The organism is Pseudomonas sp. K8 (genome assembly GCF_014889455.1).
In the GTDB taxonomy this organism is placed as follows: domain Bacteria; phylum Pseudomonadota; class Gammaproteobacteria; order Pseudomonadales; family Pseudomonadaceae; genus Aquipseudomonas; species Aquipseudomonas veronii.
Genome location: NZ_VJWO01000014.1, coordinates 85,548 through 103,207, shown reverse-complemented (window position 1 = coordinate 103,207; position 17,660 = coordinate 85,548). Strand labels below are relative to the sequence as shown.

Genomic DNA, 17,660 nt, shown 5'->3' with positions numbered 1-17,660 from the left:
AAAGGGGCCGTCAGGCCCCGGGATGAATTCGACACAATCAAGCCTGAGGCTTGAAGCGGCCCTTCACGAACGCGTAAGGGCGGCGCACCGCCAGACCCAAACGCTCCTCGACCAAGATGGCGCGTTTGTTCTTGATGAAGTCGTCGTTGATCATGCCGACCTTGATGGTGAACGCCATGCGGTCATAGATCCGTGCGCCCTGCGCGAAAGAGCCCGTCAGGAATTCGCCGCCGGTGGTGGTGCCATCGCCTTCGTCCATGCTGTCGGAGGCCACAACCGGGCGCCCCCACAGGATCGGAGTAACCAGGCCCTGCAGATTGGCGAACAGATAGCGGTTCTGGGCGTCCTTTTCCAACTCGATGTTCATCCAGTCCAGATCAGTCATCACCACGGCATCGGCCGAACGCTTCGATTGCTTGCCAACCTGGTACAACGCGCGGCGGACGGTGTCGATAGCGGTATCATTCGCCTTGCTCAGGGCAGCGTTGAAAGCTGTCGCCTGAGTCATGATGCCGTTCATGTTCTTGCCGATGCCATCGCCCTTGAGGATTTGGCCTTCCTTCTTCAGCTTCAGGTCGTAACGCAGCAGCTCCTGAATGTAGCTGTAGAGCTGCGGCACGTCGTCCAGTGCCTCGTCGGTTACCGGCATCCAAACCGCGATCTTCTTGATGGTGTCGGTGGCTTCTTCGAAGGTCACGTCGCTGGAAGGCTTCGCTTCACCCTCACCGACCATGCCTGCACCCAGGGTGTGGAGCAGTTCCTTGAAGTAAGTGAAGGTGGTGCCGGTAACCGGCGTCGACGGAATCAGATCCTGGATCACCAGGTTCTGCCGTGGCTTGTCCTGAATTACTGGGTCGTACTGAGGCGCCACCAGGCCGGCGCTGGTCACCTTAACCTCGGACATGGTCGCCATGGCCGACTTGGTGACTTCGATTTCGGCGCGGTCCTGCTTCTTGTCGAGCAGCGCCTTGTAGTCGTCGTTGCCTTTGACAAAGTCGATGAAGCCCTTCTGCTCGCCGCCCAGGGAGCGCAGACGAACACCCTTTTCTTCGAGCTTCTGCACCTGCTCGATGACGCGCTCGATCTCACCCTTTTGGTTTTCGATCTGAGACTTAATGTCCTTGGTTGCAGCGTTGCCCTTTTCGAGCTCCGCCGACACATGGTCATATTTTTGTTGCAGCCCGCCGAAGCCCTCGGAGAGTTGTTTTTCCAGGGCTTCGCGAATTTCTTTAACATCAGCGGTCATGGCTGAACTCCAAATTGGTTTTTGAACAGGTTGGATATTTCTTTCAGCTCATCCACGATCGCCGTGGCCGCCGTCCCACCATCACGGTGTACGGCGGAATAGCCGAGCGAGGCGACTGCTGCCGCCTCCTTTTGCGAGAGCCCCATGCGTTCGCGCAGGGCTGCTTCAAAAAGTCTGATATCCGACTTCACGTCGGTAACCTTTGCCTCCGGGTTCATCCCGAAAGGCACGATTGAGGCTTCCCACAGTTCAGCAGCACTGATCAGCCGCACAGTGCGACCATCACGCTCTTCGAACGTGGCTTTGATGGTGTTGAAGCCGATGGACATGCTGTCCAGCGTCTCTTCCTTCATGAGCTCGTATGCATCACGGGCATAGCTCACAGCCAGGTTGATCTTGCCTTTAAGGTAAAGGCCATGGTCGTTTTGAGTGAATGCCGCAGAACCCACAAGCCGGGTCAGATCATGGAACAGCGCCAGCTTCAGGCGTCCCCCGCGAGTGGTCTTTACCTTCGTGAAGGCACCCGGCAGGATCACGTCGTCGCCCAGATCGATGTTGTTGAACACCGCGGCGTAGCCTTCAAAGTTGCCCGCGTCGTCCATCCCTTTCAGTTCAAACGGGACTTCAATCTTTGACATTTGTTTGCATCTCCCACCGGGTGACCCGGTCGTATTCTTCGCCAGCCAGGCGGGGCTCGTTTTCTTTCTCTCGGACGGCGTTGATGCTTAACCAGCCAGAGCCACCAGAGCCGCCAAGCGCAGCCTTGTAATAGGCCGCCCGGCCCGCGCTATCTGCGCGCAACAAACCCTCCACAATGAACTCCACAAACTGAGGTTTATCGCGGAAGAGCTTGTCGTTGATTTCGTCCTCGATCGCGTCGAGGTAAGGCTTGAGGCCAAAGGTCACGTAACCGCTGGTTTGTTGTTCCAGGTTCGATCCCATGATTGAGGTCTTACCGGCGCGGTTGGCCAGGTACAGAGGGACGCCGTAGCAACCGGCAATGGCCTCTTCCTGGAACTGCTGGGACTCAATGAACTGGCTGTCCTTCTGACTCAGGCCGGCGGGCACGATCTTCGGGCCGCCCTGCAAAACGCCCATCGAGCCGATGTCGTTGATGTCGCCTTTCCGGACGTCAGGGAATTTAGCCATGATCTGTTCCTGCTGTGCCTTGGTCAGGAACTGTTCATAGATGACGTAACCGCCCGTGAAGCCGCCTTTGCGCATGAACATCGCAGACCAGTTCTGCGCGGTCTTGGCAAGCCCCATCGACTCAGCTTGATACTCAACAGGTGAAAGTCCGTTGATACCGTCCATGCTGAACAATTTGAAGTGCAACATGTTCTCCGGCGATACCGGGAACCGCTTACCACCAATCGTGACCCAATAGATCAGGTCATCGGAGGTGTCTACTTCAACGTTATCGGCGCTCACAGGAATGAAGCCGATCCAGTCACCGTTATCGGTACGTTCAATGATGCTGTAAGCATTCCCCCGCAGCGCCATGTTAACCACGGCACACTTGAGGAAGTTTAGTTTGGTCATGTACGGGTTGGGCTTTCTCAGTACCCGGGCCTGCCGCGACTTGGTATCAGCCAGCACGCGACCTGATGGCGTGTCCTCAAAGATCTTGAGCGGCAGACCCGCAGCAGACTCGCTCAGGATCTTCACGCAAGCCCAGACGATCGGGATCGTAATTGCTGACTTTGCTGTGACCTTCACGCCCGACTTAGTGCGTTTCCCGCCGGCGACCATGTCGACTTCAACGTAGTCGCCAGTCGCCGGGTCGTTGTAGCCGAACATGCGCCATGACAGCGGGTTGTACCAACGAGATGCCATATTCGGCCTATGAGTTCGAGCCGATGAGTCCGAAGAACCCATCAGCCAGGTAATTGTCGAGCCCACTTTGGGCTTGAGGATTGAGCGACAGCAGCGAGATGGCGTTGAAGGCCGCCATCAATGGGTCGATCTTCGCCAAACCCGACGCCTGCTTGGTGATCAAGATGGCGTTACCGGCTGGTACCACCCGGGCATTGCCGCAGCACCAGGCCATCATTGGTTGTCCGCCATGGACCAAACCGCCCTCAGCCAGCTTTCGCTCAGTGGTTTTGATTGCGCCGTTCAGCTTCCAGCCTTGGCTGATGCCGATGATCTTCTCTTCCGGAATGCCGGCCTCGGCCAAAGCGTCAAGAATGGCGCCGATGCCTGACGGATCGAGACCGACCTTGTCGAGCAAGCCCGCCGCCTCCACCCTGGCCACCAGTTCGGCAACGTCTTGCACGTCCTCACCGATGGTTTCAACCAGGGTCAAATCACCGTCGCTGGCAAAATCCCGAAAGCGCGGGGCCTCGCTTTTACGGCGCTCCAACACTGATGGGTGAGCCCAGGCATGTGTCCATACCAGCCATTGCCGGGTGAGCTTGTCGCGGCCAGCAGCGGCAAAGCCGAGCAAGTCATCCAGGCCCCCGCCATCGATGCCAACGTCGACAACCTCAGAGCGATCAATCAGTTGCTCGAAGGTCAGGCCTTCCGGTGCCGCCTGAGCCTCCCAGAACTCAGCGCCGGCCCATCGATCCGAGCGTAGGTTCAGCCCTATCTCGATGTTGAGATGCTTAGCCAGAAACTGTTGAAGGGTGCCATCGGAGGCGCCCTGTTTCTTTTTGAGCTCGTCACCCAACCACTCAGCACTAACCGAACGGCCTATGTTGGGGTTGGTGATGTAGAAGTTTTCTGGCCTCAGGTACGCCTTGTCCTCAATCATCTGCAAGGGGAATTCGTACAAGATACCCAGTGTTTTGCGATCCAGGATTTTGCCGTCCCGCACATTCCGCCAGTAGCTCAGCTTTTCCTTAAACACACCAGCGGGAGGGTCATCGCTTTGGGTGGTCAGAAAGATGACCCACCCTTCTTCGCGGGAGATCTGACCACCGAGCGCTTCCATAAACATGGATTCAGCATTGGAGCGCTTGCCGAAGACCCAAAGCTCATCGACCAAAACCTTGCCCGACTTCTTGCCTGACACGGTATCGGTATCAGCTGCAACGACCTTCAACGAGTTTCGCGTGGTGCGGTCCGTGATGGTCCTGATGTGATCTTGGATATGGAACATTGCTGACAGCTCTGCGTCAGCCCTGACCATGGCCGCCGCCGGCTTGAATGCGTTGTCAGCGACCTCGCGGGTTGGAGCCAGGATCAGATGCTCTTCTTCCTCCCGCCAGCACAGGATCAGTGCGGTGAGCATGATGCCTGCGGCGATGGTGCTCTTCGTGTTCTTTTTGCTGATCAGTAGGCCGAACTCTCGTATCAGCTGCTTGCCAGTCTCAGCATCGTAGGCCCCGAAGATGCAGCGAACGAAGTTGAACACCCACTCATCACAGCAATCCGCCATCCGTGGCTTACCTGGCAGATCTGGGACGCGTAGCTCCTTGAATATCTGCAGGGCGCGCTCGGCCTCCTCTACGAAGATCGGCGGCGGGATAATCGATTCGCGGGCGATCAACCGCCGCTCCCAGTCGGGGCATGCTGTCGACCATTCCATAGTTAAACCTGCTTACCGTTCGCTGCGACTAGTTTGGGAGGGGCCTGGCGGGAGAACTTTCCAGCTGCCTGCTCGGCCGCCTTCTGCTGCTCGTCTTTCTTGCCGCCATCCGCTTTTTTGACATGGGTGTATTGAACAGCGGCAATTGCTGCCCGAACCTGTATTGGGCTGGCATCCAGCTCGCCCAGGGCGATCTTGGTCAACAAGGACAGCATGTCCATCTCTGGAGCTGGGACCGGCACCGCCCTTTCGCGCTTCAGCGCACCACCATGTGGCTGCGCCTCGAACTCCACGGACACCGCCGAGGAGTTTGCTGATTCCGGATCAACCTTCTTTTTCCGGCCAGCACCCGGCCGAGCGCCGCCAGAGTTGGGGCGAGCGCCCCCGCTCTTGCCTTTGACGCCTGCCATTTGCTGAATTCCTTTTTCAAAAAGGGGAAAAAATCTGCGCGTGAGAGGGGGAGTGGTCTGGAACAAACTCAAGCCCCCATATTTTGACCGCCCCCCAGCCTCGGCGCGGGGAGTTGGCGTGCCGCAACGGGCGAGTGACGTGCTTCAAATTGCCAGGGCAGTGTCATCCCTCAGCCACGGCGCGACTGTCGTTGGGTCTACCTTCCGGCTTGGTGGTCCTGAGCGTCCCTTCCTAGGCGAGAAGACATCGTCAATCTTCCATCCCGCTTCAAGCCGATACTCAATGGCGTTGCGGGACAAGCCTAGGTGCCGGCTCCACTCGTTTAGACACATCGTCTTGCCGTGCGCCGTGTAACGCCGGCTCGACATCTGTTGATGTGTCTTGGTCATCTTGCGAAAGCCGCGCTTCTGATTGCATGCGGCGCAACTTGCGACCAGGTTTGTCGGACAGTTGTCGTCCTTCTGGTCGTTGAGGTGATCAACGTGCATGTCATCCCAGCACACGACAACCGAGCACCAGTGACACACGAAAGGACCAGAGCCGTGTTGCGCGTGATAGACCGCTCGGTGCTCATAGACTCGGTTGCTGGTACGTCGGAGCTCATGATCGGGGGCGTGTATCAGCTTGTACCCATGGCTATGAGTCAGGGCACCTGGCTTGACCACGTCCAGCTTATTGGTTGTTCCGTTGCGGCGGTTGCGCATGTAGTGCTTCTCGCACATCTGGGCTCCTTTACGGTTGGCCACACTTGCGCAGCCAGGCACTCGGCAGGTAGCCGGCTGGTTGGGTTGAGTGAGCATGGGATGCCTCTAAGGACGATGGTTGCGCTGTTCTTCTTGTTGCTTGACGGACGAGTGGCAGTGAGTGCAAAGCGAGACCCACTGGCTTTTGTCCCAGAAGATATCCATGTCACCGCGATGCGGAACGCCGTGGTCGACAACAGATGCTGCTGTCACCCTGCCCTCGTGCTCGCAGTACACGCAGAGCGGGTTGTCATTGAGGTGAACAAGTCGAGCCTTCTGCCATTCGTAGTTGTAACCACGCTGGCTTGACGTTGTCTTGCCGATACGCCATGAGCCAGGCGCTGCTGTTGCCAGCCTATTGCCCTGCGTGGTGACTCTGTTGCCTAAGGTCTGGAGGCGAGCCATCAAGGCTCCAGTGAAAGCTTGATCGAACCCAGGATCACCCCGAGCGCGGCAGCCTGAGACGACTTGGCCTGCTCATCCGCCGGCATATCACTGACCATGCCCTTGATCTGGTAATACTCAGCACTGACTGTGCTCATGGGTTGTTCCTCATTGCGCGCCACGATTTGGCGCATTCGAAATCGTGGCGCGGATTACAGCGAGTCAGCCTTGCGACCAATAAACCTGTCTGAGTAGTCGCGCAGCTTCTCAACACCTACGAACCCAACCGCACCACCGGCGAAGGTAGCCATGCCCTGAGGCAGTCCCATCCACTCCAGTAGCGGCACCAGAGCCAGGGTAATCAGCCCGCACAGGGCGCCCTCAAGGATCATCTGGCGGCGAGTGCCGCCGCCATACACAACCCGCAGGATGGCAATGAGCACCGATAAGCCAGAGGCATAGAGTTGCGGCTGGTGCGCTGCAAGCCAGGCAAATGCAGCGGCCCACAAGTTAGGGTCTTTTTCGGGCATGGGAGCCATCTCAGTTCCTCCCCTTCAGGGAGTTAGGGGGTTGATTAGCGTGAACGGTGCAGCAGACCGCCAGGCATGAGCTCCTTGCGGATCACAGCCTTTACCTGGTCAGCGAGATTTGAGCCCATCAGGTCAATCTGCTCTTTCAGATCCTGGCCAAGCTTGGTCTCGCCGATCATGCCGGCGATGTCCCGGAGAATGTCCGAGGCGCTTCGGTCATTGATGGCGAAGCGATCAGCCGAAACCACGAACTGCGATGGCAATCCAACGCCCATGCCCGCGGCGTACAACTTGCCGTTCTCGCCGAGCTGCATCCGCACGCTCCAGGCAGCGGGCCATGGCTGCTTTATGATGCTGTCCTGAATCAGGGCCTCACTGATGTAGACCTGGTCGCCATCAACCTTGAAGGGTTCAGGCTGTTCAGGCTCTGACTGGTCCAGATTGCCGAACCGCATCCGCACGACACCATCACAAGTGATCGCGGTGCAGCCGCCGTTGTGTACGATCCGCGTGCCTGCGAACTTCGCCTTCGCGAGGCGATCAGCAAGCTCTTCCTCGGTTTCAAGTCGGGCGTAGCTCAGGAACAGGCGGGAATTGAACGACTCATCGCCATAGCTCGCATCGAACTCTTCGAACTCGGCGGCGTGACGATATTGCTCCGGCACCCGCTCAAGCTCTGCCTGCATGAACTGGAGCAGGTTGGCGGCATTCTTGGGCAGGTCGTACTTGCTCCAGCTGGCCACTTCGACCGACACCATCTGGCGCTCTGGCGCATTGGCCGCGCTGCCGAAGGTGCAAGAGTTAATCTCGAAATCACCGGTGGCTTGATCGAGCTTCCAGCCGGAAACGCCCGGCACGTAGTTGCTGGATTGGATATAGCCAGACATTTACGGCGCCTCATAACGAAAAAGGCCCGCCGACATGGCGAGCCTCGAAATAGATCCGGCTCCAGCAGCACTCCCAGCTCGGAGCGATGGGCGTGGTGGAGCCGAAAACGAAAAAGCCCCGGCAAATGCCGAGGCTCGTTATGGGTGGAGATGGAAACCCTGTCAGGTCTCTGTCGTGGCGTTTCCCTCCAGTCCCCACGCTGACTGTTACCCCTGCACGCTTCCGCCGGGCTTTGATCATCTCCAGAAAGCAAAAAGCCCAACTCTAGGGTCGGGCTTTGCTCGCGGAAAAACCGCAAAGTAACTTAAATCTATATATCGTCCCCGGGCCTGTCAAGCAGCCTGACGACGAATATCTAAAGCCCCATCAATCCAAGCAATGCCGGCCTTCCACAGCCCGCGCGTCTTCTCTTCGCCGAAGCCCATCTTCTTTCCGACTTCCATCAATGAGCTGTCACGGGTGGTGTAGTACTTCATCAGCACCTGGCCGCATTCGGGGTACCGCTTAAGCAGACGGCCCATCAGCCCATCGATCATAAGCGCGTCGTCATCGGTGATCATCGGCGACAGGATGGTGTTCTCGCGTGACGCGCAGCACGACACGCCAGAGCCAAGCACAACCCAGCGGCCCCAATGCTCCAGCAGATCCTCGGCGGTGCGTTCCTTAAAGCTCGGTGTGAAGGCCATGGCTCAATCCCCTTTGTAAGACGAGCGGCCTGGGCCGCGGCTGTTGTTCTGTTGGTAGTCATCAGCCATACGGCGCAGTAGGCTGACCGTAATCATCAACCTACTGCGCTCCCGCCTGACCATCCGACCGAGCTGAACCACCAGGTCCTCGATCAGCAGCGGCTCAAGCGTCTGGGCATGGACGAAGCCGGACGAGTGACATCCGATGCAGTCGAGCTCGTGAAAGACGCCCTTGATCATCCCTTTGCCGGCGCATGACGGGCAGTCCGTGAGCGGTATCAAGCTGCGCACAAAGGCGGGGCCACTGCTCTTTTTCATCATTTTTAAACCTCGCCTATGGTTTGTCGTTGATTTGGCTAGAGGCCGCGCAATTCGTGGCCTCCACCGGAATATGGGAAACTTCGCATAATGGCTCTGCAATGGTGTGGATCGCGGAAAACCCACGCCCATCTAACCATTCATGCCACTTCTCCAGCGCCTCTCGCTTGCCTGCCTCTACCCACGTGTGGATGTATGCCTGCACGTTGTGACCCATCGCATGGTTAAGCAGTAGCTCGCCAATGAGGAAGTCCACTCCCAGATCCACCCAGCCTGTTCTGGCAACCTTGCGCAGGTCATGGCTTGTCCACTCGCCTCCTGCCAAGCGGGTAAACACGGCACATGCCTGGCTGTCGGTCAGTGGCTTGCCGCCACGGGAAGGGAATAGGTACTTGCCCTGGTAACCAGTGGCCGCCTGAGCCGCGTGATATCGCTTCAGCAACGCACATACCTGAGGGGTAAGAGGAAGGGTCAACTGGCACCGGGTCTTGGTGTGCTCAGCCGGGATATGCCACTGGCGCTCTTCGAAACTGAAATCAGACCATTCAGCCATCCGCGTTTCGCCGGCGCGCGAGCCATGGCACAGCATCATCAACGCCAACATTGCATCAGCCGGAGCCGAGTTGAACTTGGTCGCCAGACCCGCCAGTACCTCCTCCACCTGGACGTCACGCAGACGCGCGGCCTTGGGCTTGATTTTTGTTTTGGAGAAGTCGCTGAACCGGATCGCATTCATGGGGTTCGTCTGGATCAGCCCGAGACGTGCCGCCTGGCGAAACGCCAACACCAGCAACCGAAAGATCAGGCGCAGGTATTCAAGAGACAGCTCAGCCTGCAGTGGCCACATCAATCGCTGGTCGATCTCGGACTTGTTCACGCCGGACAGCAGGAGGTCGCCAAGGCGCGGGCGAAGATGCTTGCTCATCACCGATCGCGCAGTGGTCTTGCGCTTGGAGGACAGGTTACGGTCGCGGCCCATGCGATCGTCGAACCATTCAAGCAGCTGACCGACCGTCGCCCAGGTCCCTATCGCCGTGCCTGCCTCAGGCTCGGTGACCAAGCGAGCACGTACCGCCGGCAGGGCCGTTAGCATTTGTTTGGTATTCAGGTCGGGGAAATTCGCGATCTTGTTCCACGCGCTACCCACTACCAGGTACCAAGACCCTTTAGTGCGGTCCTTTTTGTACCGAAACCTGAACGCAGGTTGGCGGGCGTCCCGAAGGTCGCGCACCTCGCTGGCCGCATTGCGGCGAATCTCGGCATCAGAGAGAGTCACGGTTAATGTCTTGGGTTGAGTCATGCGGCAGCCCTGGTTTGAGGTTGAAGGAGATAGGCCCGGATCGCCTCAATGGCGTCGAAGTGCCCTCGGCAGACGATGGCCAGGTAACCCTGATCAGTCAGCGCCTGCAGGTATGCGTCTTGGGCCGGCGAGACGGCGGCGTCATACGGCGCCAGGGCCTTGAATTCGATGTACAGGCCGAAGTAACCGCCGCGGGCCATCGGCAGCACCAGGTCAGGAACTCCAGCCTTCACGCCCTGCTCTTTCAGCTTGATCGCCACCAGCTTGTGCCGGTGGCCACCGTTCGGGACGTGGTAGATCAACTTCGAGGCGGCGGGATAACGCAGGCTGATCTCCTTGATCAGCGCGGCCTGCTCGAGGCCCTCGCGGTCTATTGACTTGGCACGCACCGGCTTGACGCTGAAGGCCTTCGGGCTGAACGGCTTCAAAGCCTCACCTTCCCTTCGCGAATCAGGATGTCCTGGGTACGCATCACGCCCTCGGCGAGGTAAAGACGCACGTCGTCATGGGTCAACTGCACCGGCGCGCGCAGGCGGCCGTCGGCGATGTCGTGGCAGTAACCGCACGCCCAGGCGGCCTGGAAGTCGTTCGGCTTCACGCCCATTCCGCAAGTGCCGGCCAGGCGGTAGTGAGCCAGGACTGTGGTGGATGGTTCGCAGGAGCAGCCGGGAAACCGTACTTGGCACTCGCGATCGCGGGCGGCTTTGGTGAGTTTGCTCATCTGGAACCACCTGATAGCCGGGCGCGCAGTTCGGCGATAGCTCCCTTTCCGACTTCGGGGGTGATTCGGCCATCTACCTTGGCCGGCAGCGCCTTGGGCATTGACTGAAGCGGCAAGCCGTCGAGTAAGCGCCGAATAGTGATCGTGTAGTTCCGGTCGAACAGCTTCAGGCTCAGCGCGGCCTCGAGCTTGTTCAGGCTCTCAAAACCGCATTCTTTGGCCGTGTGCCAGACAGCATCGTGCGACCACTTGCCCTGCCCCGCCATGCCTGGATGGGCATTCCGCACGGCTTCACGGTGAGCCGCTGCCAGGGGAGGAAGACCGAGCATTTCCGGGGTCGGTTTGCACCATTCAATGAACTGACCCGGGCTCGGGATGAAGTCGGACACCTGCTTGCGCGCCTTGATCATGCCGAATTCGATCTGGCCCTGGGTGCGGATGCCTTCGTCGAGGAAGGCTTGCATCCACTGGACCTTGGCGGCTCGGTAGGTCTCCTTGTCCGGCCAGGCTTGGCGCCATGCTGAGCGAATGAGACGAAGCTCAGTGAACAGATCGTTGATAGCGACCGCCATCTGGCGTCGGCCTTCGTCCTGGGGCGCCTGGATCTCATCTTTCGGGATGAACTCACCGGCTGCGGGGTTAGCCCAAAGGCCCCGGGTAACGGCGGATACTTGCTTCATCACGATTGCACCCCGTTCTGCCAGTCGATGTCGTCGTCATCGAAGTCCGATGCCGGTGCTGGCTTCTGACGTATCGGCGTGACGTTGGTGGCGGCAGCGCGGGCCTTGTCGTTGTTCACCCACTTGACCAGCATGCTCACCCACTCAGCCTGAGTGTTGACCTGGTGCTGTGGCTCGTAGTGGCCGGTGAATGCGACCCGCACTTCCTCGGTGAACAGGTCAAGCGACAGGCCACGATGAAAGGCGTAGGTTTTCAAGAGCTTTTCGTCCGGCACCCAGTCGAGGGTCATCTCGCTGGGCATGCGAGGGTCGACTGGCTCCCGCGCAGAGAGAGGGTTTTGATCTTCTCTTCTCTTCTCTTCTTTAGGTAACGCACCGCTAACGCTCGAAGCGTTACTTTTTCCGTTACTCGCCTTGTGGTTTGCCACTCGCTTTGCGGTAAGAAGCCTGTTTTTAGCGGTCTTCCCGTTGTGGCGGTCGAAGTGCGGGAGGCTGATAACGCCGTCGATCTCGATCATCCAAGCAACAGATTTCATGTGTTCGCAGAAACCGATAACGCCAACGAGACGATCAAGTAACTTTTTGCTAACGCTCGGAGCGTTACCGTTCTCTGTTTGCTGGTCGAACCAGCCCCACACACGCATCAGCTTGCCGACGACAGCATCAGGGTCGATATCGGCCAAGTCAGCGATCTGGCAAACCTCGGGCTTATCCAGGGTGGTGAGTTCGAATTTTATCCAGTCGCCGGCCATTACAAAGCCTCCTGAAGGACTGTTGCGAGATGGGTGATGCCTTTGCGGGTGACCATGACCTGCTCGACAACCTTGAGATCTTCCTCGGCGCCCTTGCCTACCTTGACCAGCTTGTGCTCGAGCAGGCCGGCGGTGAGGCGGGGTTGGTACGCAGACCAGGCCGAGAACGCGGCGCGGCGGTATATCCAGCGGTTGTCGCTGAGCCACTTGAAGAGTTTCAGCGGGCCGATGCCCAACTGCTTGGCAGCCGAGGTGATGCAGATAGAGCCGTCGGTGGCGGACAGGCGCTCCAAGGCTTGAACTTTGGGTGCTTGCTGCAGGATCACTTGGTGCAGAGAGGCGTTCTGCTTGGCCTGATCGGCGGCGAGCTGGAGGGCTTCGGCGAAGTTGGTAGGCAGCGACATGGAGTGTCGCGACACCTTTTCTAGTTCCTGCAATCGTGTCACGACACGATGACGAAGAGGGATGCTGTAGCCGGTGAGCAAGGTCTCGGTTAGGACGCGATCTAGACGAACTTCCGAGGTGCGGCCGCGCTCATCCGTATATCGAACTGCCTGGCTCAGATCTGAGCCAGCCCTTTCGAGCGACTCAAGCATCACATTCACATCCCTAAGGACGTTCTTGTGCTGTTTGCCGGTGAGCTCAGCAATCTCCCGGCTCGACATGGTGACGGTATTGCTTGGAGCAACAATCGTGTTCATAATGGCCCCACAGTGTTTTACAAGTTGTTGAAAGAGCCGGGTTGCAGCCCGGCTTTTTTGTGCCTGAAATTCAGGCGACTTTTATTGATGCCTTTAGCTGCGCCAGCGCCTCTTCTGCGTGAGCAATCTCTTTCAATATCCGGGCGCGCTCTACCTGGTTAACGCGACCATCAGCCATCGCGGCATGGGTCTCGACGGTTACTTCGGCGAACTCCAGAGTTGCGCGACCCAGCGCCTCATGAATGCCGAGGGCTGCTGGTTGGTCTTTTTTCAAGACCGAGTAACCGAACTCGCCAGCCAGCGCGGCGAGCGGGCGCATGTCTTGCGTGTGCAGGAGCAGCGCGTACAGGTGCTTCACGTTGAACCAGGCGCCGTCGTAGTTCGCATTGGCGCGCTGAAGCAGGCTCACGGGCGGCATATTCATCAGCGTGGACAGTTGCTTGGTGTTGGCTTCATCAACCACGGTGTCGCAGGCCTTCAGAAAATCGTGCATCCGTAAAACCTCAATCTTGTTTATGTGGCTGCGTGCCATCACGCGCTGCAAACTGTTTCCCAAGAGAACGCTAAGCAGCCGATTTTTGGGATGGGAACGGGCGGAGCTCGTTTGCCTTGAATGTGCCGTCAGGCAGTTCAAGAACACGAATATCCCGTTTCGCGGATAGGGCTTTGTAAATGGCTGGGGCGGTCACCCGAAGAAGCCGTGCGGCTTCGGACTGCCCTTTGTCAGCCACGAACTTGTCGAGGGGAGTCTCATTCATGGTCATGCCTCTGCTTGTAGATGAGGCCGATATTAACCATCTGTTAATTTTTAATCAATACCGATGGTTTCTTCTTATTTTTAACCATTGGTTTAAATTTGCGCCATGACCAAAAAACGAATCCTCCCGCCCGAGCTGATTGCCGAATGCGCAGCCGCGCATGACCTGTTCCTCTCGAAGAAGAACGAGCTGAAGCTCAGTCAAAAGAAAATCGCCGATGAGGCGGGAATGACCCCGGCTGCCGTGAATCTCTACTTCAAGGGCATCAACCCCCTGAACACGAAGTTCGCAGCGGTACTGGCGCGCATGCTTGATGAACCCGTTTCAGCATTCAGCCCGCGTTTGGCTGGCGAGATAGCGGCACTAACCAGCGCCCCCGTTAAGGCTGCGGCGATTGGAGGCGCGAGTGCGGCTGAGAAGGTTATGGAGATGATCCGCAAGCATGCGGGGAAGAATCTAGACGCCGATGCGCAAGAGAAGATCGCTGCTGCTGCGCTCACGGCGGCCAGTGAGGCGCAGGGCAAGGTTATTCAGGCCGATTTTTCAGGGCTTAAGGCCCGTGCGGGCGAGATCGTGATTCGCCAGTACGATGTCAGGGCCTCGATGGGTCACGGCCAAGTGCCGGGTGACTACAACGAGGTGGTCCGCAATCTAATCATCCACGAAGACGTGTTGCGCGAGAAAAACATCTCGTATACCTCCCCACACTCGCTAGCCATGATTACCGGCTGGGGCCAAAGCATGGAGGGCACGATCAACGACAAAGACCCGCTGATAGTAGACAAGGGCGTCAACGAGTTTGCTGGTGAGGGCATATACGTCCTGACCTGGCATGAGCACCTGTACATCAAGCGGATTCAGGTGTTGGATGCTGACCGTTTTTTGCTGGTTTCCGACAACCCTAATATTAGGGACCAAGAAGCCCGAGTTGAGGATGTGATCGTTCATGCCAAGGTGTTGCTGATCTGGAATGCGAGAAAGGCCTGACCCGTGCCCCGCCTTCTCGCAGGCATCGACCTGCCCTGAATGCTGCGACCTGCTGATTTGTAGTCGACCTGCAGCCCGCCACTGGGCGGGCTTTTTGCGACCGTCAGAAAGGCGCTGGCTCCTCCTCTAACGCCTCCACCTCCCCTAGCTCAACCACCCTATCCTCGTCGCTTGGCGCCTCCCACTCCAGTAGCACCCCGCCGTCATCCTGGAAGACCATGTTCACGCCATCCGTCTCGGCGATCCTCCCCATGACCTCATCCCACTCGGCGTCACGGTCCGTGTCCAGGCGATGAATGACCGCCGAGCACCGCTCCTGGGCTCGTGGCGAATTGATCATTGACGATACCCGTAGGCCTAAGCGCTCAACCGCGGACATCTCAACTCGTACTACCTGCTTAGCCTTCTGCGCTTTGCTCATTTGCCCCCACCCTATGCTGTACATCCATCCAGTGATGGCAAAAGCATAACTCACGCCCAATTAAAATAAATTAACCATCGGTATTGACGTTAAAATAAACCGATGGTTAACTAGCCCCATCGAGTCACCCAGCAGGGACTCGCCAGGGCCTCAGGGCCTGAACCGCTCTTTAACAGTCAGCGCAACAAACAACAGACCGCATTGCCTCTACCGGCGACCGGCGAGCAGACAGGCCCGAAAGCCTGCCAACGACAGGGAAAACCTTGTACGGCTGCTCGATGGTGAAACGCCAGAACCGAGTGAACGACCCGGCAAGCAATGCGCTCCGCTAATCCCAGCGGCAGAAGGGAGAGACACCGAATCGAATTAGCGGTCCCGATAGCCTCGGCTGGGAACGCCGGACCTCATGCACCCTGCCCCACTCAATCAGGGCATTCAGAGCTGTAGCGTGCATGTTGTAAGGACCTGTGATCCACGGCGAACAGATGCTGTTTGACGCCGTGAGGAGGAAGCTCGCCGCCCACCCACGAAGACGACCGGCCAGCCCTGCAATCAGCAGCGGGCAACGGGCCACACCGCTGACGCAACAAACCCGGTCTGACGCCAGTAGCGTGGCCGGGATTTCACCGATAGGCCTTCGCAAGAGGGCCTGACGGGAAATCAACCCAATGCAAGAGGAAACACCATGTTAGCCAAATTGTTCGGCAAGAAATCCGGCCAGGCCCGTGCGGCAGTCGCCAAGCTGGCAAACCGCGACCTGATGGAAGCGGTGGTGTACGGATCGATCTACGTTGCAGCCGCAGACGGCGACCTGGAAGAGAGCGAGCTGTCGAAGATCGAAACCATCCTCAGCAACAACCCGGCGCTCCAGGGCTTCGGCGCTGAGCTGTCCAACACCATCGACCGCGCCAAAACCGACTTCAAGTCAGGCGCTCGAATCCTGCGGCAGAACGCCGAGAAAGAGCTGGGCGACCTGGCTCACTCCCCGGCCGAAGCGCTGACCGTACTCAACGTGATGCTCACCGTGGCCGAGGCCGACGGCGAGATCGAACCGGCCGAGCTGACCGCCCTCGAGCGCAGCGCCAAGCTGCTGGGGCTGAATCTGAAAGACCACCTGTAAGCATCACTTCTGCACCTTGGCGACAGGGTGCAGCGGGATGACAACCAGGAGATAAAGAAGTGGCTCAGTTCAATATTGATGCTCATCTGAGCGACGGTAAGCAGCTGGAATGGCTCGCGCTTGCAGATGCTGGTGAGCGTCCCGACGCAGTGCTTCAGCAGGTGAAGACGGCAGCGATTAGCAAGTTTGGAGCAGCGGTGTCTTCTAAACGCTGGGGCTTATCGCAAAAGTGCGACGGATACATTGTCGTGATCATGCATGCCTGAAAAACCAGCGCAACGACAGCATGTCGTTAACTGCCCGAGGCCCTGGTACTCCACAGACCAGGCCGCATCGGATATAGCTCGGCCCTCTGTCGTGATAGCAGGGTGGCCACCTTGTCCCGAGCTGGTGCGATCAATAGCGCCTTGTGAAGACGGACAACACTCGGAGGGATTCGAGCTATATCCGATGCGGACGAACATCCGGCGCGCGCCGGCCACCTGCATTTCAACCCACCTAGAACGGAGGATTAGCAGCCATATAAACAACAAACCCAGGCGCTCGACCGCCACCCCCTGCGTGACATAGGGAGGTCTATGTACCGCAACGAAAGCCCGGTCCTGATCGGGCTTTTTTACGCCTTGCCTTTATCCGTCAGCACCCTCCCCTGGGCCCACCGGCACAGACCAGGCGGTCAGGTTGCTGACGAATAAACGCAACCACAACCAAGGAGTCGGCATGAACCAAGCCATCCAACAAAGCCAAGCCGTTCTGCAGGCCCTGCGGGAACGGGTTTCGCTTTCCACTTCGGAGATGTACATGAAGATCGGTCGTGAAGAGCCAGTGAAGGTACCCCGCTTCAACGTGGTGCCGCTCGGCAAGAACCTGTTCGATGTAGTCGAGCGCTCCAGCGGCGTATCCCGCGGCGAACGCACCGGCCACGACGGCGCGTGCAAGTACGCCGATCAGCTCGAGCGCAACGCCGACTTCTTCGATGCGGCGAAGTCCACGTCGAAGCGTTTTGGGTGGCGCATGGTGCGCTGGACAGCTGGCTTCGCGGCGCTGCTGGTGGTGTTCGCCTACTACGGTGCGCAGTAATGATCGGCGTACCGATGGCCAACCCGAAAGACGCGGTGATCGCCGACCTCAACCGCCAGATTGATGCGTTCTACGGCGCGGGCAAGAAAGCCCAGGTCATCCCGCGCGGCGTCAGCGCTGACGGGCCTTTCAATGGCACCACCGCCCACCACGAACGACTGCGTGCCCAGCGCGACAAGCTGGCACCGTTGGTGCGCGCCGAAGCGGCCAAGGGTGTCGTAGCCAGCGTGGCAGCAAAGAACCTGGGCATGCACATCAAGCGCGTGACGCTGATCGCCCAGGAAAACGGCTTCAAGTTCGCCGACACCCCATGAGGCGCATCAGCAACCAGGTGCGCCAGCGCCTTCGCCAGTCGCAATTCAACCTACCACCCAGCGGCCTGCAGGCCATCCCGGAGAA

The 17,660-nt window shown here is 58.5% G+C and carries 25 protein-coding genes; 5 read left to right on the top strand and 20 right to left on the bottom strand.

Annotated features, from left to right (window positions below; translation table 11 throughout):
• Nucleotides 1-37 precede the first annotated feature (37 nt).
• From INT12_RS12995 to INT12_RS12905, 19 genes are all read right to left on the bottom strand, one after another.
• Complete coding sequence (locus INT12_RS12995; protein WP_033899873.1) at nt 38-1,246, bottom strand: phage major capsid protein; 1,209 nt, start codon at nt 1,244-1,246, stop codon at nt 38-40.
• Nucleotides 1,243-1,884, bottom strand: a complete 642-nt coding sequence (locus INT12_RS12990) for an HK97 family phage prohead protease (protein WP_193039456.1) — start codon at nt 1,882-1,884, stop codon at nt 1,243-1,245. The genes INT12_RS12995 and INT12_RS12990 overlap by 4 nt, the downstream gene beginning before the upstream one ends.
• Nucleotides 1,871-3,082 (bottom strand): phage portal protein, encoded by a 1,212-nt coding sequence (locus INT12_RS12985; RefSeq protein ID WP_193039455.1) that lies wholly within the window; start codon nt 3,080-3,082, stop codon nt 1,871-1,873. The genes INT12_RS12990 and INT12_RS12985 overlap by 14 nt, the downstream gene beginning before the upstream one ends.
• Before the next feature lie 7 nt (nt 3,083-3,089).
• The gene (locus tag INT12_RS12980; RefSeq protein WP_193039454.1) at nt 3,090-4,781 is read right to left on the bottom strand and encodes a terminase large subunit; all 1,692 of its coding nucleotides are present in this window, start codon (nt 4,779-4,781) and stop codon (nt 3,090-3,092) included.
• Nucleotides 4,782-4,783: 2 nt separating this feature from the next.
• The gene (locus INT12_RS31245; RefSeq protein WP_226926169.1) at nt 4,784-5,257 is read right to left on the bottom strand and encodes a hypothetical protein; all 474 of its coding nucleotides are present in this window, start codon (nt 5,255-5,257) and stop codon (nt 4,784-4,786) included.
• A 744-nt stretch (nt 5,258-6,001) separates the two neighbouring features.
• A complete protein-coding gene (locus INT12_RS12970) occupies nt 6,002-6,340 on the bottom strand; it encodes an HNH endonuclease (protein WP_193039453.1) in 339 nt (112 codons plus the stop codon).
• Entirely contained in the window at nt 6,340-6,477 is a 138-nt protein-coding gene (locus tag INT12_RS12965; protein WP_193039452.1) for a hypothetical protein, read from the bottom strand. The genes INT12_RS12970 and INT12_RS12965 overlap by 1 nt, the downstream gene beginning before the upstream one ends.
• 54 nt (nt 6,478-6,531) lie before the next feature.
• Nucleotides 6,532-6,858: a phage holin, lambda family gene (locus INT12_RS12960; protein WP_010564181.1), complete on the bottom strand. Its 327-nt coding sequence runs from the start codon at nt 6,856-6,858 to the stop codon at nt 6,532-6,534.
• A gap of 35 nt (nt 6,859-6,893) precedes the next feature.
• Nucleotides 6,894-7,736 carry a DUF1983 domain-containing protein gene (locus INT12_RS12955; protein WP_193039450.1) on the bottom strand — a complete coding sequence of 281 codons (843 nt, stop codon included), beginning with the start codon at nt 7,734-7,736 and terminating at the stop codon, nt 6,894-6,896.
• A gap of 333 nt (nt 7,737-8,069) precedes the next feature.
• Entirely contained in the window at nt 8,070-8,423 is a 354-nt protein-coding gene (locus tag INT12_RS12950) for an antiterminator Q family protein (RefSeq protein ID WP_065870011.1), read from the bottom strand.
• 3 nt (nt 8,424-8,426) lie between these two features.
• A complete protein-coding gene (locus tag INT12_RS12945; protein ID WP_193039449.1) occupies nt 8,427-8,741 on the bottom strand; it encodes a hypothetical protein in 315 nt (104 codons plus the stop codon).
• 16 nt (nt 8,742-8,757) lie between these two features.
• Nucleotides 8,758-10,041, bottom strand: coding sequence for a tyrosine-type recombinase/integrase (locus INT12_RS12940; protein WP_193039448.1), 1,284 nt, complete (start codon nt 10,039-10,041; stop codon nt 8,758-8,760).
• Nucleotides 10,038-10,469: a VRR-NUC domain-containing protein gene (locus INT12_RS12935; protein WP_193039447.1), complete on the bottom strand. Its 432-nt coding sequence runs from the start codon at nt 10,467-10,469 to the stop codon at nt 10,038-10,040. Before INT12_RS12935 ends, INT12_RS12940 begins: the two co-directional genes overlap by 4 nt.
• Nucleotides 10,466-10,762 (bottom strand): DUF1364 domain-containing protein, encoded by a 297-nt coding sequence (locus tag INT12_RS12930; protein ID WP_193039446.1) that lies wholly within the window; start codon nt 10,760-10,762, stop codon nt 10,466-10,468. The genes INT12_RS12935 and INT12_RS12930 overlap by 4 nt, the downstream gene beginning before the upstream one ends.
• Nucleotides 10,759-11,442 carry a replication protein P gene (locus tag INT12_RS12925; protein ID WP_193039445.1) on the bottom strand — a complete coding sequence of 228 codons (684 nt, stop codon included), beginning with the start codon at nt 11,440-11,442 and terminating at the stop codon, nt 10,759-10,761. Before INT12_RS12925 ends, INT12_RS12930 begins: the two co-directional genes overlap by 4 nt.
• A complete protein-coding gene (locus INT12_RS12920; protein ID WP_193039444.1) occupies nt 11,442-12,194 on the bottom strand; it encodes a DnaT-like ssDNA-binding domain-containing protein in 753 nt (250 codons plus the stop codon). Before INT12_RS12920 ends, INT12_RS12925 begins: the two co-directional genes overlap by 1 nt.
• Complete coding sequence (locus tag INT12_RS12915) at nt 12,194-12,895, bottom strand: phage antirepressor KilAC domain-containing protein (RefSeq protein WP_193039443.1); 702 nt, start codon at nt 12,893-12,895, stop codon at nt 12,194-12,196. The genes INT12_RS12920 and INT12_RS12915 overlap by 1 nt, the downstream gene beginning before the upstream one ends.
• 70 nt (nt 12,896-12,965) lie before the next feature.
• The gene (locus INT12_RS12910) at nt 12,966-13,388 is read right to left on the bottom strand and encodes a phage regulatory CII family protein (RefSeq protein ID WP_193039442.1); all 423 of its coding nucleotides are present in this window, start codon (nt 13,386-13,388) and stop codon (nt 12,966-12,968) included.
• 70 nt (nt 13,389-13,458) lie between these two features.
• Complete coding sequence (locus INT12_RS12905) at nt 13,459-13,653, bottom strand: Cro/CI family transcriptional regulator (RefSeq protein ID WP_046485761.1); 195 nt, start codon at nt 13,651-13,653, stop codon at nt 13,459-13,461.
• A gap of 105 nt (nt 13,654-13,758) precedes the next feature.
• On the opposite strand from INT12_RS12905, the gene INT12_RS12900 reads away from it, so the two are divergent.
• On the top strand, nt 13,759-14,640 hold the full coding sequence (locus tag INT12_RS12900; protein ID WP_046485572.1) for a helix-turn-helix transcriptional regulator: 882 nt from the start codon (nt 13,759-13,761) through the stop codon (nt 14,638-14,640).
• 103 nt (nt 14,641-14,743) lie between these two features.
• On the opposite strand, the gene INT12_RS12895 is transcribed toward INT12_RS12900, so the two are convergent.
• The gene (locus INT12_RS12895) at nt 14,744-15,061 is read right to left on the bottom strand and encodes a DUF1654 domain-containing protein (protein WP_046485763.1); all 318 of its coding nucleotides are present in this window, start codon (nt 15,059-15,061) and stop codon (nt 14,744-14,746) included.
• A 685-nt stretch (nt 15,062-15,746) separates the two neighbouring features.
• Here INT12_RS12895 and INT12_RS12890 point away from each other — a divergent pair.
• The 4 genes from INT12_RS12890 to INT12_RS12875 all read left to right on the top strand — a co-directional run bounded on the left by INT12_RS12890 (nt 15,747) and on the right by INT12_RS12875 (nt 17,575).
• On the top strand, nt 15,747-16,181 hold the full coding sequence (locus INT12_RS12890) for a tellurite resistance TerB family protein (RefSeq protein WP_017848196.1): 435 nt from the start codon (nt 15,747-15,749) through the stop codon (nt 16,179-16,181).
• 59 nt (nt 16,182-16,240) lie between these two features.
• A complete protein-coding gene (locus tag INT12_RS12885; protein WP_193039441.1) occupies nt 16,241-16,447 on the top strand; it encodes a hypothetical protein in 207 nt (68 codons plus the stop codon).
• A 454-nt stretch (nt 16,448-16,901) separates the two neighbouring features.
• Complete coding sequence (locus tag INT12_RS12880; RefSeq protein ID WP_126589548.1) at nt 16,902-17,261, top strand: hypothetical protein; 360 nt, start codon at nt 16,902-16,904, stop codon at nt 17,259-17,261.
• Nucleotides 17,261-17,575, top strand: coding sequence for a hypothetical protein (locus INT12_RS12875; RefSeq protein WP_126589549.1), 315 nt, complete (start codon nt 17,261-17,263; stop codon nt 17,573-17,575). Before INT12_RS12880 ends, INT12_RS12875 begins: the two co-directional genes overlap by 1 nt.
• Nucleotides 17,576-17,660: the final 85 nt, after the last annotated feature.

Bases quoted from the DNA above. Each gene is read 5' to 3' on its own strand.
- INT12_RS12995 (WP_033899873.1), bottom strand. From the start codon at position 1,246: ATGACCGCTGATGTTAAAGAAATTCGCGAAGCCCTGGAAAAACAACTC.
- INT12_RS12990 (WP_193039456.1), bottom strand. From the start codon at position 1,884: ATGTCAAAGATTGAAGTCCCGTTTGAACTGAAAGGGATGGACGACGCG.
- INT12_RS12985 (WP_193039455.1), bottom strand. From the start codon at position 3,082: ATGGCATCTCGTTGGTACAACCCGCTGTCATGGCGCATGTTCGGCTAC.
- INT12_RS12980 (WP_193039454.1), bottom strand. From the start codon at position 4,781: ATGGAATGGTCGACAGCATGCCCCGACTGGGAGCGGCGGTTGATCGCC.
- INT12_RS12970 (WP_193039453.1), bottom strand. From the start codon at position 6,340: ATGGCTCGCCTCCAGACCTTAGGCAACAGAGTCACCACGCAGGGCAAT.
- INT12_RS12965 (WP_193039452.1), bottom strand. From the start codon at position 6,477: ATGAGCACAGTCAGTGCTGAGTATTACCAGATCAAGGGCATGGTCAGT.
- INT12_RS12960 (WP_010564181.1), bottom strand. From the start codon at position 6,858: ATGGCTCCCATGCCCGAAAAAGACCCTAACTTGTGGGCCGCTGCATTT.
- INT12_RS12955 (WP_193039450.1), bottom strand. From the start codon at position 7,736: ATGTCTGGCTATATCCAATCCAGCAACTACGTGCCGGGCGTTTCCGGC.
- INT12_RS12950 (WP_065870011.1), bottom strand. From the start codon at position 8,423: ATGGCCTTCACACCGAGCTTTAAGGAACGCACCGCCGAGGATCTGCTG.
- INT12_RS12945 (WP_193039449.1), bottom strand. From the start codon at position 8,741: ATGAAAAAGAGCAGTGGCCCCGCCTTTGTGCGCAGCTTGATACCGCTC.
- INT12_RS12940 (WP_193039448.1), bottom strand. From the start codon at position 10,041: ATGACTCAACCCAAGACATTAACCGTGACTCTCTCTGATGCCGAGATT.
- INT12_RS12930 (WP_193039446.1), bottom strand. From the start codon at position 10,762: ATGAGCAAACTCACCAAAGCCGCCCGCGATCGCGAGTGCCAAGTACGG.
- INT12_RS12925 (WP_193039445.1), bottom strand. From the start codon at position 11,442: ATGAAGCAAGTATCCGCCGTTACCCGGGGCCTTTGGGCTAACCCCGCA.
- INT12_RS12920 (WP_193039444.1), bottom strand. From the start codon at position 12,194: ATGGCCGGCGACTGGATAAAATTCGAACTCACCACCCTGGATAAGCCC.
- INT12_RS12915 (WP_193039443.1), bottom strand. From the start codon at position 12,895: ATGAACACGATTGTTGCTCCAAGCAATACCGTCACCATGTCGAGCCGG.
- INT12_RS12910 (WP_193039442.1), bottom strand. From the start codon at position 13,388: ATGCACGATTTTCTGAAGGCCTGCGACACCGTGGTTGATGAAGCCAAC.
- INT12_RS12905 (WP_046485761.1), bottom strand. From the start codon at position 13,653: ATGAATGAGACTCCCCTCGACAAGTTCGTGGCTGACAAAGGGCAGTCC.
- INT12_RS12900 (WP_046485572.1), top strand. From the start codon at position 13,759: ATGACCAAAAAACGAATCCTCCCGCCCGAGCTGATTGCCGAATGCGCA.
- INT12_RS12895 (WP_046485763.1), bottom strand. From the start codon at position 15,061: ATGAGCAAAGCGCAGAAGGCTAAGCAGGTAGTACGAGTTGAGATGTCC.
- INT12_RS12890 (WP_017848196.1), top strand. From the start codon at position 15,747: ATGTTAGCCAAATTGTTCGGCAAGAAATCCGGCCAGGCCCGTGCGGCA.
- INT12_RS12880 (WP_126589548.1), top strand. From the start codon at position 16,902: ATGAACCAAGCCATCCAACAAAGCCAAGCCGTTCTGCAGGCCCTGCGG.
- INT12_RS12875 (WP_126589549.1), top strand. From the start codon at position 17,261: ATGATCGGCGTACCGATGGCCAACCCGAAAGACGCGGTGATCGCCGAC.